We start from the raw sequence: 14,771 nt of genomic DNA, 5'->3' as shown, positions 1-14,771 counted from the left end.
GGGCTGCGGCGCTGCAGGAGGCTCGGCGGGTTCGGCCGGTTCCGACGGCTCGCTGGCGGCCGGCGCGTCGTCCGCCGGCGACGGTTCGGGTGGGGTCGCGGGGGCCGCGGGCGCGGCCGGTTCCTCGGCTGCCCGCGACCGGGCGCGATCGCCATCGGTATCCCGACCCGTGGATTCGGGGCCCGAGGCGGCCTGCGACGCCGCGGCGATGTCCCGGGCGGCCTGCGGCTCGACCGCCGGCTGCCGGGTCAGGACCACGGACACGCTGGGTGGCGGCGTGTCATCGACCGCGGGCGTCCACTGTCGACCGGCGACCGCGCCGATCACCAGCGCGTGCAGCGCCAGCGCCACGGCCGCGGCCAGCCACTGGCGGTAGCGGCGGGTGACCGGCGCATAGTTGATCGGATCGGTGACCGGGGTGGCCATGGCGGTCCTGCCGCGTCAGCGCCGGGTCGCGTCGAGCCGGCGGGCGATGGCGTCCATCAGTTGCCCGGCGATGTCGGTGCCACGCTGATCGTCGATCTCGCGCACGCAGGTGGGGCTGGTGACGTTGATCTCGGTGATGTAGTCGCCGATCACGTCGAGGCCCACGAACATCAACCCCTTCTCGCGGATCATCGGCTGCACCTGCTCGATCAGCCAGTGGTCGCGCTCGGTGAGCTCGCGCGAACGTCCCTGACCGCCGGCGGCGAGATTGCCGCGGGTCTCGCCGGCCATCGGGATCCGGGCCAGGCCATAGGGCACCGGTTCGCCGTCGATCAGCAGGATCCGCGTGTCGCCCGCCTTGATCTCGGGGACGTAGCGCTGGGCCATGATCTGGCGCTTGCCACGCTCGGTGAGGGTCTCGATGATCGCGCCGAGATTGCGCCCCTCGGGCTGGACGTGGAAGATCCCGGTGCCGCCCATGCCGTCCAGCGGCTTGAAGATCACGTCGCCGTGCTCGGCGTGAAAGGCGCGCAGCACCTTGTCGCTGCACGACACCAGGGTCGGCGGCACGCACTGCGGGAACTGCTGGGCGAAGAGCTTCTCGTTGCACTCGAGCAGCGCCCGGGTGGGGTTGACCACCAGCACGCCCTCGCGCTCGGCGAAGCCCAGCAGATGCACGGCGTCGAGGAACCGACCGTCGACCGGCGGATCCTTGCGCATCAGGATCACGTCGAGCTCGGCGAGCGGCGCCGAGCGGGGCTCGCCCAGCGCGTACCAGCGCTCGGGATCGCGGTAGGCCTCGAGATCGCGCAGCCGCGCCATGGCCCGGCCGCTCTCCAGGTAGAGGTCCTCGGGCTCCATGTAGTACAGCGAGGCACCGCGCGCCTGGGCGGCCCAGAGCATCGCCAGGGTGGTGTCCTTCTTGTAGGTGATCGCGGCGATGGGATCCATCACCACGCCGATCCTGAGGTCGCGTCGACTCATCGGTTGGCTCTTCGCGGGCGGCAAATGATGCCGGCAGTATGCCGCAGGCACGGCTCGGAGACCAAGCGGCCCGCCTCGCGCCGCTCAGCGTTCCTGGTCGGACGCCGGCGGCGCGAGGCGGCGGATGCCGTCGGCTTCGAGGGCGATCAGGCGCTGCTTGTAGAGCCCGCCGAGGGCCTCCTTGAAGGCGCTCTTGCTGACCCCGAGGCGGGCCTTGATCGTCTCCGCCGGACTCTTGTCGGTGAGCGCCAGGAAGCCGTCGCCCGCCTCCAGCGCAGCGAGCACTCGCTCACGCGCCTGATCCCGGCGTGCGCCGCCCTGGGGCGCCAGCGACAGATCCAGACGGCCATCCTCGCGGACCCGCCGCACATAGCCGGCGAGGCGCTCGCCGCGGCGCAACGGACGCGGCAGCTCGTCCTGATAGAGCAGCCCCCAGAAGCGATTGTCGACCACCGCCTTGACGCCCAGCGGGGTGCGATCGGCGATCACCAGCGAGACGGCGTCGCCCGCGGCCAGCCCCGTGGCTTCATCGCTGATGAAGCGTTCCAGGCGCATCGATGCCACCGGCCGCGCGCTGTCGTCGACATTGATCTTCACCAGTACCGACTTGCCGACCGCCGGGCGATAGGGCTGCTCGCCGAACGGCAGCAGCAGGTCCTTGGGCCGCCCCCAGTCGAGGAAGGCGCCGGTGGCGTTGACCGTGACCACCGTGAGCAGCGCCACCTCGCCGATCTCGGGCAGCGACTGGCGCGTGTCGGGGCGGACCGACGCCGAACGGCTTTCGGGCCGGGAAACCGGGCGGGACGACGGGGAGCGATGACGGGACATGAGACGATACCGGAGAGGAAGGAAGTGGTGCCCGCTCAGTCTGCGAGCGACGGGCGGGTGTGTCGAGTCAGAGATCGCCGAAATGATGCTGCAGCAGGGTCAGCGCCACCACCGGCGCGGTCTCGGTGCGCAGGATGCGCGGGCCGAGGGTCAGCGCCTCGAAGCCGGCCTCGCCGGCCGCGGCAACCTCGCCCTCGGAAAGCCCGCCCTCGGGGCCGATCAGCAGCGCGGCATCGGTCACCGCGCTGCGCCGTCGCCAGGCATCGTCGGTGGCCGGGTGCAGCGCCAGGCGCAGCGCTTCGTCGCGCGCCGCCAGCCAGGCGCCGAGCGGCTGCGGCGGATGCACCGCCGGCAGGGTCGCCCGGCCGCACTGCTCGCAGGCGCTGGCCGCCACGCCACGCCAGTGGGCGAGCTTCTTCGTCTCGCGCTCGCCCTTGAGGCGCACGTCACCGTGTTCGGTGTAGAGCGGGGTGATCGCCGCCACGCCCAGCTCGACGGCCTTCTGGATGGCATAGTCCATGCGATCGCCCTTGGAAATCGCCTGACCGAGATGCACCGCCAGCGGCGACTCGCCGCGCCCCGCCGCGACCGTGACCAGACGCGCCGAGACCCGCTTGCGGGCGACCTCGACGAGTTCGGCCTCGGCCTCCTGACCGCGTCCGTCGAACAGCGTCAGGCGCGCGCCTTCACGCAGGCGCAGCACCGCCGCGACATGGCGTGCCGCGCCGTCGGGCAGCGTCAGTTCCGCGCCGGGTTCGAGCCGGGCGTCGACATGGATGCGGGGGCCGCTCATCGGATCGCTGCCGCCTCGGGCTTACTGAGTGGTCTCGCTGCCTTCGGCCTGGCGCTGCTTCTTCTGCGCGTACATCGCCTCGAAGTTGACCGGGGCGAGCATCAGCGGAGGGAAGCTGCCGCGGTTGACCAGATTGTCGATGCACTCACGCGCATAGGGGAACAGCACGTTGGGGCAGAAGGCTCCCAGGGTGTGGTCGAGCTGCTCGCCGGCGAGCCCGGCGATGCGGAACAGCCCGGCCTGCTCCACCTCGACCAGGAACGAGGTGCTGCCGGACTCGGCGTGGGAGACCTGGGCGGTGACCTTGACCACCACCTCGTAGAGGTTCTCGCCGACCTGCTCGCTGGCGGTGTTGAGATCGAGGCCGACCTTGGGCTGGAACGGCTGCTGGAATACCGCCGGGGCGTTGGGCGACTCGAAGGAGATGTCCTTGACGTAGATGCGCTGCAGGGAGAACTGCAGCTGCTGTTCCTCGCCCTGCTGGGCGGCCTGGTTGTTGTCGTCTGCCATGTCTCGTAACCCTCGAAAAAACGATTGCGTCGAACGGCTTGCGCCGTCGGTTATTTCTTGACCACCGGCAGGTTATCGGCCTGCCACTGCGCCATGCCGCCCTTGAGCTTGACCGCCCGGGCGAAGCCCGCGCCGGTGAGCTTGCCGACGGCGGTGCCGGCCGTCTGGCCCTGCTTGCAGACCACCACGATCGGCTTGTCCTTGAACTTGTCGAGTTCGCTGAGACGGTCGTCGAGGCGGTTGTTGGGAATGTTGCGTGCGCCCGCGATGTGGCCGGCACGAAACTCCTTCTCGTCGCGGATGTCGACGATGACGGCGTCGTCGCGGTTGACCAGGTTGGTGGCCTCGCTGGTGGAAACGCCGTGGTTGCCGGTCTTGAGCTCGTAGGCCAGCCAGGCGGCGAGCACCGCGACGAAGGCGCCCACCAGCAGCGGGTGGTTCTGCACGAATTCGAACAACTGATCGATCATGGTCCGGATAGCTCTGGTTGAAGTCGGTGCGCGGGCCCGAACGCCGGGCTCGAGGCCCGTTGGCACGAGGCCCGCCGGCGGGCGGCGCCCAGTATACACGAGCCATCGCGGTGCGTCCGTGGATGCGCGACGGGCTGTGACGGCCCCTGCCGCGCTGCGGTATGATGCCATCCGGAGACGTGAGTCGCGAAACCCGCCGGCTCGCCGCACCCCGTCGGCGTCGCCCGGGTATCCGCCACCGCAAAAACACGAGGCCCCACCATGTCAGATGCCACTGTTTCCCGGCCCCGTCCGGTCGCACTGATCATCCTCGATGGCTACGGCCACAACGAGTCGACCGAGCACAACGCCGTCGCCGCCGCGCGCACCCCGGTGATGGACGCCCTCGAGGCCCGCTACCCGCACGGCCTGCTCCACACCGACGGCGCCCATGTCGGCCTGCCCGACGGTCAGATGGGCAATTCCGAGGTCGGCCACATGAACATCGGCGCGGGGCGCATCGTCTATCAGGAACTGACCCGCATCACCAAGGCCGTCGAGAACGGCGAACTCGCCGACAATGCCGCCCTGACCGGGGCCATCGACGCGGCCGTCGCGGCCGGCAAGGCAGTACACGTCATGGGGCTGCTCTCGCCCGGCGGCGTGCACAGCCACGAGGACCACGTACTGGCGCTGCTGGCGCTGGCCAAGGCACGCGGTGCCAAGGCGATCTATCTGCACGCCTTCACCGACGGTCGCGACACCCCGCCCAAGAGCGCCGGCGCCTCCCTCGAGCGCGCCGATGCCGCCTTCGCGGAACTGGGCGTGGGGCGCACCGCCTCGGTCGTCGGCCGCTTCTACGCCATGGATCGCGACAACCGCTGGGAGCGCGTCGAGGACGCCTATCGCGTGGTGGCCGAAGGCCGCGGGCGCCATACCGCCAAGAGTGCCATGGACGCCCTGAACGCCGCCTACGAGCGCGGCGAGACCGACGAGTTCGTCGAAGCCACCAGCATCCAGCCCGACGGCGCACCTGTGGCCATCGAGGACGGCGACGCCGTGATCTTCGCCAACTTCCGCTCCGACCGCGCCCGCGAACTGAGCCGGGCCTTCCTGAGCGCCGACTTCGACGGCTTCGAGCGCACCCCGCCCCGGGTCCGCTTCGTGACCATGACCCAGTACGCCGACGACATCGACGCGCCGATCGCCTTCCCGCCAAGCGAACTCAGGAACACCCTGGGCGAAGTGGTCGCCAGCCGCGGCTTCAAGCAGTTGCGCATCGCCGAGACCGAAAAGTACCCGCACGTCACCTTCTTCTTTTCCGGCGGCGAAGAGGCCGAGTTCGACGGCGAGGAGCGCATCCTCGTGCCCTCGCCCCGGGACGTCAAAACCTACGACGAAAAGCCGGAGATGAGCGCCGTCGAGGTCACCGACAAGCTGGTGGAAGCGATCAAGGCCGAGACGTTCGATCTGATCGTCTGCAATTACGCCAACGGCGACATGGTCGGCCACACCGGCGATTTCGACGCCGCGGTCAAGGCGGTCGAGACCGTGGACACCTGCCTCGGCCGGGTGATCGAGGCCATCGAGGCGGTCGGTGGCGAGAGCCTGGTGACCGCCGACCACGGCAACTGCGAGATGATGCTCGACCCGTCATCCGGCAACCCGCACACCTCGCACACCACCTTCCAGGTACCGCTGGTCTACGTCACCCAACGCCAGGCACGGCTGCGCGACGGCGGGCGTCTCTGCGATCTCGCCCCGACCCTGCTGGCGATGATGGGCGAAGCGGTGCCCGCCGAGATGACCGGCGACGTGCTGGTCGACTACACCTGACCCGGCGGCGTCGCCAGCCTTGCGTCGCCCGGCCCACCTTGCCGCCCTGGTGTCGTTCCTCGTCGGAACGACCCTGGGCGGCGTGCTTGTCGGACCACCGGCGCAGGCCGCCCCCTCCCCGGAGAAGGCCGACGAGCGGGCCGCCGAGTCGCGCCTCGACAAGCTCGGCCAGGCGCTGAAGGCCCTCGATACACGCCTGACCGAGACCCGCGAGGCACGCAGCGAAGCCAGCCGCCAGCTGGAAAAGGTCGAGACGGCGCTCACCCGGGTCCACGAGCGCCTGGCTTCGCTGCAGGCCGAGCGGCGCCAGCTCGACGACGAGGTCGCCGACCTCGAACAGCGTCGGCAAACGCTCCAGGCGCAGCGCCGCACGCAGCGCGAGGCGCTGGCCCGGCAACTCGCCGCGCTGTATCGCCTCGGCGAGTCCCCGCAACTGAAGCTGTTGCTCAATCAGGACGATCCGGCCCGGCTGGATCGCCTGCAGACCTATCTGAATCACCTCTCCCGGGCCCGCAACGAGCGCCTCGAGGCGCTGGCCAGGCTCGACGCGCAGCTCGCGACGACCCGTGACGATCTCGAGCAGCGCCGCCGACGCCTCGCCGACCTCGCCGACGAACTGGACGACCAGCGCCGGACGCTGGCGCAGCGCCAGCAGGAACGCAAAGAGCTGGTCGCCCGGCTGGATGCGCGCTACCGCGACGACAAGGCACGCCGCGAGGACCTCGCCGATGCGCGCACCGCGGCCGAGAAGCAGCTCGCGCGGATCCGCGAGCAGCTCAAGCGTCTCGACCAGCCCCCGCCCTCCACGGCGATCGACAAGACCCGCGGCGACCTGCCCTGGCCGGTGCCGGGACGGGTCGTCGCCGGCTTCGGCGACGGCGACGGCGTGGATCGCAACGGCCTGCTGATCGCGGCCCCCGCGGGCACCCCCGTCGAGGCGATCCACGCCGGCCGCGTGGTGTTCGCCGACTGGATGCGCGGCTACGGCAACCTGTTGATCGTCGACCATGGCGACGACGTGATGACGCTCTACGCTCACGTGCAGCGCTTCGCGGTCTCGGTGGGCCAGCACATCGAGGACGGCCAGACCGTCGCCACGGTCGGAGAGAGCGGCGGACGCGCGTCGCCGGCGCTGTATTTCGAGGTCCGCAAGGACGGCGAGCCCATCGACCCACGGCGCTGGATACGCCGGCGCTGAGGTAGCCCTGCCCCTGTCGCTGACGCTATGCTGTGGGCTCGTTCGTCGCGACCCGGAGTCCGCATGCGCGTTAACCGTCTTCGCTGGCTGCTGCCAGCCCTGCTGCTCACCCTGACCACGGCGGTCCAGGCCGCCGACGACAAGGCCGCGCCCGACGACCTGCCGGTCGCCGACGTGCAGACCTTCGCCGAGGTCTTCGAGCGCATCAAGCGCGCCTACGTCGAGAAGGTCGACGACAGCACCCTGTTACGCAACGCCATGCGCGGCATGCTGGGCGAACTCGACCCCCACTCCACCTATCTCGACAAGGAAGATTTCGAGGCCCTGCGCGAGACCACCGAGGGCGAGTTCGGCGGCATCGGCATCGAGGTGGGCATGGAGGACGATCAGCTCACGGTGATCGCGCCCATCGACGACACGCCCGCGGCCCGCGCCGGGTTGCAGGCTCACGACGTGATCCTGCGCATCGACGACACGCCCACCGACCGCATGTCGCTGCAGGAAGCCGTGAGCGTGATGCGCGGCGAGGCGGGCAGCAAGATCCAGCTGACCATCCTCCGCAAGGGTGAAGACACCCCGCGCACGCTGACCCTCGAGCGCCAGATCATCCGCAGCGACAGCGTCAAGCATGAGATGCTCGAGCCCGGTTACGGCTACCTGCGCATCAGCCAGTTCCAGAGCCGCACCGGCGAGCAGGTCGACGACGCGCTCGACGCGCTGACCGCCGAGGGCCCGCTCAAGGGGCTGGTGCTGGATCTGCGCAACAATCCCGGCGGCGTGCTCGACAGCGCGGTGGCGGTGGCCGATGCCTTCCTCGACCACGGGCTGATCGTCTACACCGAAGGGCGCCTGCCGGACAGCAACATGCGCTTCTCGGCCCACCCCGGCACCCGTGCCGACGGGGCGCCGATGGTGGTATTGATCAACGGCGGCAGCGCCTCGGCGGCGGAGATCGTCGCCGGCGCCCTGCAGGACCAGCGCCGCGGGGTGATCATGGGCACCCAGAGCTTCGGCAAGGGCTCGGTACAGCAGGTGATGCCGCTGGGCAACGGCGACGGCCTCAAGCTGACCACCGCGCTCTACTACACCCCCGGCGGTCGCTCGATCCAGGCACAGGGCATCACCCCGGATGTCGAGGTGGTGCGCGGGCGTCTCGAGGTCGCCGAGGGCAACGACTTCGGCCTGCGCGAATCGGATCTCGCCGGCCGCCTGGCCAACCCCAACGGCAGCGCCCGCCGCCAGGACGGCGAGCGCGCGCCGTTGAAGGACTACCAGCTCGGCGAGGCCCTCAACCTGCTCAAGGCCCTCAACGTGCTCGACCCGCGGCGCGGCAGCGAGGCGACAGCCGCGGCCGCTAGCGGCAACTGAGCGGCAGCCGCCCCCGCTCTCCGATCGCCTGACGCATCATCACCCGCTTCAGCGGCGTCAGGCGATCGACACCCGAAAGCCCCAGGTTGCGCGCCAGTCGCAAGGCCGGCTGGTCAGTGCCGAACAGCCAGCGAAAGCCCTCCATCAGCCCCAGCATGGCGGTATTGTCGCCGCGCCGGCGCCGCGCGTAGCGCGACAGGATGCGCAGATCGCCGGGCAGCGCCCCCCGGCGGTGCGCCGCGACGACCTCCTCGGCGAGCACCGCGGCGTCCATCAGCCCCAGGTTCACCCCCTGGCCGGCCAGCGGGTGCACGGTATGCGCGGCATCACCGATCAGCGCCAGCCCGGGAACCACGTAACGCTCGGCATGGCGCTGGACCAGCGGGAAACGATGCACCTCGCCGACCACCCGGACCGCGCCGAGCGTGGCGTCGAACGCCTGTTCGAGGGCCGCGCCGAGTTCCGCCGACGACAAGCCACACAGCCGTTCGGCCTCCGCGGGGGTGGTCGACCAGACGATCGAGCAGTAACGGCTGTCACCCTCGAGGGTCAGGGGCAGAAAGGCCAACGGGCCAGTGCCCAGGAAGACCTGGCGGGCGACGCCGCCATGTGAGCGCTCACACTGCACGGTGGTCACCACCGCGACATGCCCGGTGTCGCGGCTGCGTAGCGCGATTTCGGCCAGATCGCGCAGCTGCGAGCGGGCACCGTCGGCGGCCACCACCAGCGGCGCGGTGAAGCGCCGGCCATCGGCGAGGCACAGCCGGCGCCCGGTGGCCGGACTCTGCAGCGCCTCGAGACGCACGCCATAATGGCACTGCACATTGGGCAGCGCAGCGAGACGCCGCTCCAGGCCGGCCAGAATCACGTCGTTCTCGACGATGTGACCCAGCGCCGCGACCCCGGCTTCGTCGGCGTGGAAGCGTACCTCACCGCTGCCCTCGCCATCCCACACCTGCATGCCGGTATAAGGCGTGGCGCGCCGGCCCGCGACCCAGGGCCATACACCGAGCTTGGTAAGCAAGCGCTCACTCACCGGCGTGATGGCACTGACCCTCGCCGCCGCCTCGCCATGTCCCACGGTATCGTCATCCAGTGGCGCCGGCCGGGCATCGAGCACCGCGACGCGCAGCCCGGCCTCGCCGAGCAAGGCGGCCAGCGTGGCGCCCACCATCCCGCCACCGACCACCGCCACATCAGTGGTCAGATCCTTCGCCTCGTTCCCCGTCATGACTGCCTCTCCCTGCGTATCCCTGATTGAAGGCCGAACCCCGTGACCAGTGCGTTCAACGTTCCAGCCCCATCGCCCGGCGGGTCAGCGCCCGGCGCAACGGTCCGGCCAGGTTGAGCCCCACCAGCCCCGCGGCACGGGCATGCGAGAGCAGCGGGTGATCGATACCGAACAGCCGGATCAGCCCGTCGCTGAAACGGATCACGTTGTGGCGATCCCGCGAGCGGCGTGTCTCGAAGGCCTGCATCACCGTCATGTCGCCGGGTCTGCGGCCCGCCTCGAGCCCGGCCTCGAGGCTGGCGACCAGGTCCATCACCCCGCGCAGGGCGAGATTGAAGCCCTGGCCGGCGACGGGATGCAGCGAATGGGCGGCGTTGCCCAGCACCGCCAGCCCGGGGCGTACCGTCTCTTGGGCGGTGACCAGCGACAGCGGATAGACGTGGCGCTGACCGACTCGGGTGAAGCGCCCCGCCCGCTCGCCGAACAGCCGCTGCAGCCGGGCCAGGAAATCGCCATCGGACAGTGCCAGCGTGGCTTGCTCGGCGCCCTGCTCGTGCGTCCAGACCAGCGCCATGCGTTCCCCGGGCATCGGCAGCAGCGCCACCGGCCCCTCGGCGGTGAACCGCTCGTAGGCCATCCCCCGATGCGGCCGGCTGACGCCCAGCGTGGTGATCAGCGCGCTCTGCTCGTAGGGCGCGGCGTGGCTCATGATGCCCAGGCGTTCCTTGAGCCCGGAGCGCCCGCCGTCGGCGAGCACCGTCAACGCAGCGTCCAGGGTCTGGCCATCGCTGAGCGTCAGGCGATGGCCGCCGGACTGCGGGACGATCGTCTCGACCCGGGCCGGGCAGTGCCACTGAAGCGGCAGCTCGGCGAGCCGGGCGTGCAGCACGCGGCCCATCCAGGCGTTGGGCAGCACATAACCCAGCGCCTCGACGCCCATCTCGGCGGCACTGAGGCGTGTCGCCCCCAGCCGGCCGCGTTCGCTGACGTGGATGGTCTCGATGGCGGTGGCCTCGCGGGCCAGCGACGACCAGACGCCCAACGTCTCGAAGTGGTGTCGCGAGCCCTGGGCGATGGCGCTGGCCCGAACGTCGAAGCTCGGCTGGTAGTCATCGAGCCGCGTCTCACCCAGCGGCGCCGCCTCGATCACCGCGACCCGCAGCGACCGCGCCCGGATCAGCGGCTCCAGGGCGCACCCCAGGCTGGCGCCGACCAGCCCGCCGCCCACGATGGCGATATCCACCGACTTGCTAGCCATCCACAGTCATCCTTAGCGTAATGATTGATACGAAATTACGAAAATTACGTATGGTTAAAAAACAGCCAGAACGCGCTGATCATTCCTTCGCCATCAGGGCCTCGATCTCGTCCGCCCGCTTGGGCACCGTCGCGGTCAGCACCTCATGCCCCTCGACGGTGACCGCGACGTCGTCCTCGATACGGATGCCGGTGCCCCGCAGGTCGGCCGGAATATCGTCGTCATCGGGAATGTAGAGGCCGGGCTCGACGGTCAGCACCATGCCCGGAACAAGCTGACGTGGCGTGCCGTCGCGGCGGTAGCCGCCGACGTCATGAACGTCGAGACCCAGCCAGTGCGAGGTGGAATGAAGATAGAAGCGCTTGTAGCTCGCGTCGTCGATGCGCGCCTCGACCTCGCCGGCAAGCAGCCCAAGCTCGACCAGGCCGTGGGTGAGATCGCGAACCACGCCCTGGTGGATCTCGCTCAGGGTCACCCCGGGGCTAACCGCCGCCACGGCGCGTTCCTGAGCGGTCAGTACCACGTCGTAGAGCGCGCGCTGCGCCTCGCTGAAGCGCCCCGAGACCGGGAAGGTGCGAGTGATGTCACCGGCATAGCCTTCGAACTCGGCGCCGGCGTCGATCAGCACCAGGGTGTCCGCCTCGAGACGCGCGGCGTTTTCCACGTAGTGCAGCACGCAGGCGTTGGCGCCGCCGCCGACGATGGTGCCGTAGGCCGGCCCGCTGCCCCCCTGCCAGCGGAACTCGTGCTCGAGTTCCGCCTGCAGCTGGTATTCATGGAGGCCGGGGCGGGCCACGCGCATCGCCCGCACATGGGCCTGGGCGGAGATTCGCGCGGCATGACGCATCAACGCCAGCTCGGCCTCGCTCTTGATCAGGCGCTGCTCGTGGATCAGTGGCGCGACGTCGGCGAACGCCTCGGGGGGGCGGGCCCCCTGGCGGGCGCGCGCCTTGAGCATCAGACGAATGCCCTCGGCACTCGCCACGGCGGCGGCATCGTCGAGCGGTAGATAGAGGGCTTGGCGGCCGTCGAGCAGCTCGCTCAGGCGGCCATCGCGCTCGGCATTGGCAAAGGCCTGGTCGACCCCGTAGCGGGCCACCGCGGCCTCGGCGCCGATGCGGATGCCGGTCCAGGCTTCCAGCTGGGGGTCCTTGTCGGGGCAGAACAGCACGCTCTCGCCCGCCTCGCGACCCGGCAGCAGCAGCAGCAGGGCATCGGGCTCGGGAAAGCCGGTCAGGTAGTGGAAGTCGCTGTTCTGGCGAAAGGGATAGTCGCTGTCGTTGCTGCGCGTGACCAGCGAGGCCGCCGGCAGCATCACCGCGCTGCCGACGGGCAGCGCGTCCATCAAGGCCCGGCGCCGGGCGCGGTATTCGTCGAGCGCGATGGCGGGAGGGCGCGGGAGGGTTTCGGGCAGCATCATGGCTCCTTGAAGCGGGGGCTATTGCTCGGGCGTCTCGTCGGGCTGTTCGACCTGCGGCTGGCCGGGGTGCTGCTCGGTGTAGAGCAGCATCGCCGCCATGCGCGCGTGCTCGGTGAGCGTGAAGAGGTCGTTCTCGTTCTCGGGCGACTCGTCCAGCGCCAGTTCGTCGAGGCCGGCCAGGGTCTCGAGATCCTCGATCGCCTCGCGCAGGTTGGCCGACCAGGCGTCGCGGGTCTCGGCGGCGACTTCGCCGACGATCTCGAGAAAGCCCAGGGTCCATTCGCGCAGCCCGCGGGCGCGTTCGGCCAACGAGAAGAGGTCATCGGGCAGCAGCGGTTCGAAATTGAGCGCCGCCGCCGACAGCGCGTCCAGCGACTGGCGACGCCAGGCCAGCAGGACCTCGGCGGCGTCACGATCGCGGGGCTGCTCGACGCCCATCGCCTGACAGACCTCGTCGAGCCAGGCTTCGGCGCTGATGTCGTGGAGCGCCAGCGAGGCGCTCAGGCGACCGTCGAGAAAGGCCGGTGACTGCAGGCTGCCGTGCATCAGGAAGACGTCGGCAACGGTGGAAAAGTCGAGCTGGTCGTTGATGATAGACATGCCTGTTCCATGCAGAGTGGGGAGGCGTCGGATGCGGCCGGCAGGGCCCGTGGCGCGCGTTGACCGCCCGTCGGCGCCTCTCTATAGTGGCTCGAAATCTGACTTCATCTTATCGCACGGGCCCGGACTTGGCCCCTTCAGGAGCCTGCCATGAGCGATGACGCACGGTCGACCGTCGAAATCACCCTGCTGGGGCGGGCCTACGTCATCGCCTGCCCGCCGGAGGAAGAGGCCGACCTCAAGCGGGCGGCCCGCTACCTGGATCGTGCCATGCACGGCATCCACTCGCGCAGCAAGGTCCTGGGCGACGAGAAGATCGCCATCATGGCCGCCCTCAATATCACCCATGAACTGCTCCGGGCCCAGGACGAACAGCGCGCCAGCGAAGAGAGTCTGACCCAGCTCAACGAACGCCTCGAACAGGCCCTGGGCGAGGTACCGCCGCGGCGCTCATGAATCACGACGCGCGGAAACAGTCCTTTGGGAATCGCTGAATAAATCGCCGAGCGAGATGTAGCGGGCGTCGCCACGTCGCAAGGCGCACGGAGCACAGGAACCGGAGCCTATGGGGTATAGGTGAGGATTCCGACCGGGCTGGCGCGCCAGCACCGCGCAACGCAGCGATGCGCCCGCGCAGGCATTTAGTCAGTGTTTCCCTTTGGCGCACGGCGCCGCTCTGATAGGATGAAGACGTTCCCTGGGGTGTACGCCAGTCGTTGACGTCCCTCGAGCCTATGCGCAGTACCCAGGGGGCCAAATGCTAGACAGACCCGTGTGCATGTCCGTGCGACGGAAAGCCTGACGGTCTGTCTGCGGCCACCCACCTTGAACCAGTGGGTTCAAGGGCCAGAACGACAGCGGCACTCTGGGGAACACCCTTTCCACCGGCCTCGACGTATCGCACTTGAACGATCTTGCGACCCGCGACGATTCGCGGCGGGCCCTGCGACGCACGCTGCGTCGCCGCCGCCGAGACCTGAGCCCGAGCCAGCAGCGCCGGGCGTCGAACGCCCTGTGCCACCGGCTGCGCCGGCTGCCGGAAGTCCAGCGCGCGAGGCGCGTCGCGCTCTACCTGCCCAACGACGGCGAGATCGACGCCACACCGCTGATCGCCTGGCTGCGCCGACGCGGCGCCCGGGTGTATCTGCCCGTGTTGCGCCCGCTGGCCGAGAACCGCCTGTGGTTCGTGCACTATCATTCCGGCACGCCCATGGTGAAAAACCGCTTCGGCATCCACGAGCCCGATACCCGTCACGGCGCCCACCGGGCCCGCCAGCTACCCCCCTGGGCGCTGGACCTGGTATTGATGCCGCTGGTCGGTTTCGACGAAGCGGGCAACCGCCTGGGCATGGGCGGCGGTTTCTACGACCGCAGCTTCGCCTTCACCCGCAGGCGGCGCCCACGCCCGCGCCTGATCGGTGTCGCTCACGACTGCCAGCGGGTCGACCGCCTGCCGATCGCCGGCTGGGACATTCCGCTCGATGCCATCGTCAGCGACCGGGAAGTCGTTCGTCCGGGCCGCGCCGACGACCCGTCATGACGCCACGCGGCACCTGAGCTATCCCCCAGAAACGACAAGGCCGCCGCGGAGTGATTCCGCGGCGGCCTTTGACTCGACGTGTCGCCGCGTGTGGCGGCGATGCCTCAACTCCCGACCAGAGTCTGGGCATAACCGGTGGCGACCACCCCGAGTCCGAAAATGAGTACCAGTGCCATGACCAGGTCAGGCTTGCGTTTCATGACCGCTCCGAGAGTTGTTATCGATGACTCACGCCCTAGGTTCTGTGCGAAAAGTCAGCGAGCGAAGGCAAGACAAGGCAAAAATCGGCGAAAACGCGGAGTTTACGGGGTGTAAATGAGCATTTTGAGC

14 protein-coding genes, 1 other RNA gene and 1 pseudogene are annotated in these 14,771 nt (G+C 69.6%); 6 read left to right on the top strand and 10 right to left on the bottom strand.

The features are described from left to right. The 6 genes and pseudogenes from D0901_RS08205 to D0901_RS08180 all read right to left on the bottom strand — a co-directional run. Window positions 1-426: pseudogene (locus D0901_RS08205) on the bottom strand (hypothetical protein); the annotation flags it as partial. Window positions 427-441: 15 nt separating this feature from the next. Next, a complete protein-coding gene (gshB, locus tag D0901_RS08200; protein ID WP_129139811.1) occupies window positions 442-1,410 on the bottom strand; it encodes a glutathione synthase in 969 nt (322 codons plus the stop codon). Window positions 1,411-1,494: 84 nt separating this feature from the next. Further along, window positions 1,495-2,238, bottom strand: coding sequence for a CvfB family protein (locus D0901_RS08195; protein ID WP_129139810.1), 744 nt, complete (start codon window positions 2,236-2,238; stop codon window positions 1,495-1,497). 67 nt (window positions 2,239-2,305) lie between these two features. Further along, window positions 2,306-3,031: a 16S rRNA (uracil(1498)-N(3))-methyltransferase gene (locus D0901_RS08190; protein ID WP_129139809.1), complete on the bottom strand. Its 726-nt coding sequence runs from the start codon at window positions 3,029-3,031 to the stop codon at window positions 2,306-2,308. 21 nt (window positions 3,032-3,052) lie between these two features. Next, complete coding sequence (gene secB / locus D0901_RS08185; RefSeq protein ID WP_129139808.1) at window positions 3,053-3,541, bottom strand: protein-export chaperone SecB; 489 nt, start codon at window positions 3,539-3,541, stop codon at window positions 3,053-3,055. 50 nt (window positions 3,542-3,591) lie between these two features. Next, complete coding sequence (locus D0901_RS08180; protein WP_129139807.1) at window positions 3,592-4,011, bottom strand: rhodanese-like domain-containing protein; 420 nt, start codon at window positions 4,009-4,011, stop codon at window positions 3,592-3,594. A 261-nt stretch (window positions 4,012-4,272) separates the two neighbouring features. Here D0901_RS08180 and gpmI point away from each other — a divergent pair, with 261 nt between their 5' ends. The 3 genes from gpmI to D0901_RS08165 all read left to right on the top strand — a co-directional run bounded on the left by gpmI (window position 4,273) and on the right by D0901_RS08165 (window position 8,392). After that, on the top strand, window positions 4,273-5,826 hold the full coding sequence (gpmI, locus tag D0901_RS08175) for a 2,3-bisphosphoglycerate-independent phosphoglycerate mutase (protein ID WP_129139806.1): 1,554 nt from the start codon (window positions 4,273-4,275) through the stop codon (window positions 5,824-5,826). Window positions 5,827-5,845: 19 nt separating this feature from the next. Further along, complete coding sequence (locus D0901_RS08170) at window positions 5,846-7,024, top strand: murein hydrolase activator EnvC family protein (RefSeq protein WP_233440382.1); 1,179 nt, start codon at window positions 5,846-5,848, stop codon at window positions 7,022-7,024. Window positions 7,025-7,087: 63 nt separating this feature from the next. Then, window positions 7,088-8,392 carry a S41 family peptidase gene (locus D0901_RS08165; RefSeq protein ID WP_129139805.1) on the top strand — a complete coding sequence of 435 codons (1,305 nt, stop codon included), beginning with the start codon at window positions 7,088-7,090 and terminating at the stop codon, window positions 8,390-8,392. On the opposite strand, the gene D0901_RS08160 is transcribed toward D0901_RS08165, so the two are convergent. The 4 genes from D0901_RS08160 to D0901_RS08145 form a co-directional block, all read right to left on the bottom strand. Beyond that, window positions 8,379-9,623, bottom strand: a complete 1,245-nt coding sequence (locus D0901_RS08160; protein WP_129139804.1) for a UbiH/UbiF/VisC/COQ6 family ubiquinone biosynthesis hydroxylase — start codon at window positions 9,621-9,623, stop codon at window positions 8,379-8,381. The two genes, D0901_RS08165 and D0901_RS08160, sit on opposite strands and share 14 nt — an antisense overlap. 55 nt (window positions 9,624-9,678) lie before the next feature. Continuing rightward, window positions 9,679-10,881 (bottom strand): 2-octaprenyl-6-methoxyphenyl hydroxylase, encoded by a 1,203-nt coding sequence (gene ubiH / locus D0901_RS08155; protein ID WP_129139803.1) that lies wholly within the window; start codon window positions 10,879-10,881, stop codon window positions 9,679-9,681. A gap of 79 nt (window positions 10,882-10,960) precedes the next feature. Continuing rightward, on the bottom strand, window positions 10,961-12,298 hold the full coding sequence (pepP, locus tag D0901_RS08150) for a Xaa-Pro aminopeptidase (RefSeq protein WP_129139802.1): 1,338 nt from the start codon (window positions 12,296-12,298) through the stop codon (window positions 10,961-10,963). A gap of 21 nt (window positions 12,299-12,319) precedes the next feature. After that, window positions 12,320-12,901 carry a UPF0149 family protein gene (locus tag D0901_RS08145; RefSeq protein ID WP_129139801.1) on the bottom strand — a complete coding sequence of 194 codons (582 nt, stop codon included), beginning with the start codon at window positions 12,899-12,901 and terminating at the stop codon, window positions 12,320-12,322. A 150-nt stretch (window positions 12,902-13,051) separates the two neighbouring features. Here D0901_RS08145 and D0901_RS08140 point away from each other — a divergent pair, with 150 nt between their 5' ends. The 3 genes from D0901_RS08140 to D0901_RS08130 all read left to right on the top strand — a co-directional run bounded on the left by D0901_RS08140 (window position 13,052) and on the right by D0901_RS08130 (window position 14,441). Continuing rightward, a complete protein-coding gene (locus tag D0901_RS08140; RefSeq protein ID WP_129139800.1) occupies window positions 13,052-13,357 on the top strand; it encodes a cell division protein ZapA in 306 nt (101 codons plus the stop codon). Window positions 13,358-13,592: 235 nt separating this feature from the next. Next, window positions 13,593-13,777, top strand: a non-coding RNA gene (gene ssrS / locus D0901_RS08135) — 6S RNA. Window positions 13,778-13,805: 28 nt separating this feature from the next. After that, complete coding sequence (locus D0901_RS08130) at window positions 13,806-14,441, top strand: 5-formyltetrahydrofolate cyclo-ligase (RefSeq protein ID WP_129139799.1); 636 nt, start codon at window positions 13,806-13,808, stop codon at window positions 14,439-14,441. The last annotated feature ends 330 nt before the right edge of the window (window positions 14,442-14,771 follow it).

The sequence above is a fragment of the Modicisalibacter coralii genome (assembly GCF_004117855.1).
Classification (GTDB): Bacteria; Pseudomonadota; Gammaproteobacteria; order Pseudomonadales; family Halomonadaceae; genus Modicisalibacter; species Modicisalibacter coralii.
Note: the sequence above shows the minus strand (reverse complement) of the source record. Positions and strands in the feature narration are given on the sequence as shown.

Bases quoted from the DNA above. Each gene is read 5' to 3' on its own strand.
- gshB (WP_129139811.1), bottom strand. From the start codon at position 1,410: ATGAGTCGACGCGACCTCAGGATCGGCGTGGTGATGGATCCCATCGCC.
- D0901_RS08195 (WP_129139810.1), bottom strand. From the start codon at position 2,238: ATGTCCCGTCATCGCTCCCCGTCGTCCCGCCCGGTTTCCCGGCCCGAA.
- D0901_RS08190 (WP_129139809.1), bottom strand. From the start codon at position 3,031: ATGAGCGGCCCCCGCATCCATGTCGACGCCCGGCTCGAACCCGGCGCG.
- secB (WP_129139808.1), bottom strand. From the start codon at position 3,541: ATGGCAGACGACAACAACCAGGCCGCCCAGCAGGGCGAGGAACAGCAG.
- D0901_RS08180 (WP_129139807.1), bottom strand. From the start codon at position 4,011: ATGATCGATCAGTTGTTCGAATTCGTGCAGAACCACCCGCTGCTGGTG.
- gpmI (WP_129139806.1), top strand. From the start codon at position 4,273: ATGTCAGATGCCACTGTTTCCCGGCCCCGTCCGGTCGCACTGATCATC.
- D0901_RS08165 (WP_129139805.1), top strand. From the start codon at position 7,088: ATGCGCGTTAACCGTCTTCGCTGGCTGCTGCCAGCCCTGCTGCTCACC.
- D0901_RS08160 (WP_129139804.1), bottom strand. From the start codon at position 9,623: ATGACGGGGAACGAGGCGAAGGATCTGACCACTGATGTGGCGGTGGTC.
- ubiH (WP_129139803.1), bottom strand. From the start codon at position 10,881: ATGGCTAGCAAGTCGGTGGATATCGCCATCGTGGGCGGCGGGCTGGTC.
- pepP (WP_129139802.1), bottom strand. From the start codon at position 12,298: ATGCTGCCCGAAACCCTCCCGCGCCCTCCCGCCATCGCGCTCGACGAA.
- D0901_RS08145 (WP_129139801.1), bottom strand. From the start codon at position 12,901: ATGTCTATCATCAACGACCAGCTCGACTTTTCCACCGTTGCCGACGTC.
- D0901_RS08140 (WP_129139800.1), top strand. From the start codon at position 13,052: ATGAGCGATGACGCACGGTCGACCGTCGAAATCACCCTGCTGGGGCGG.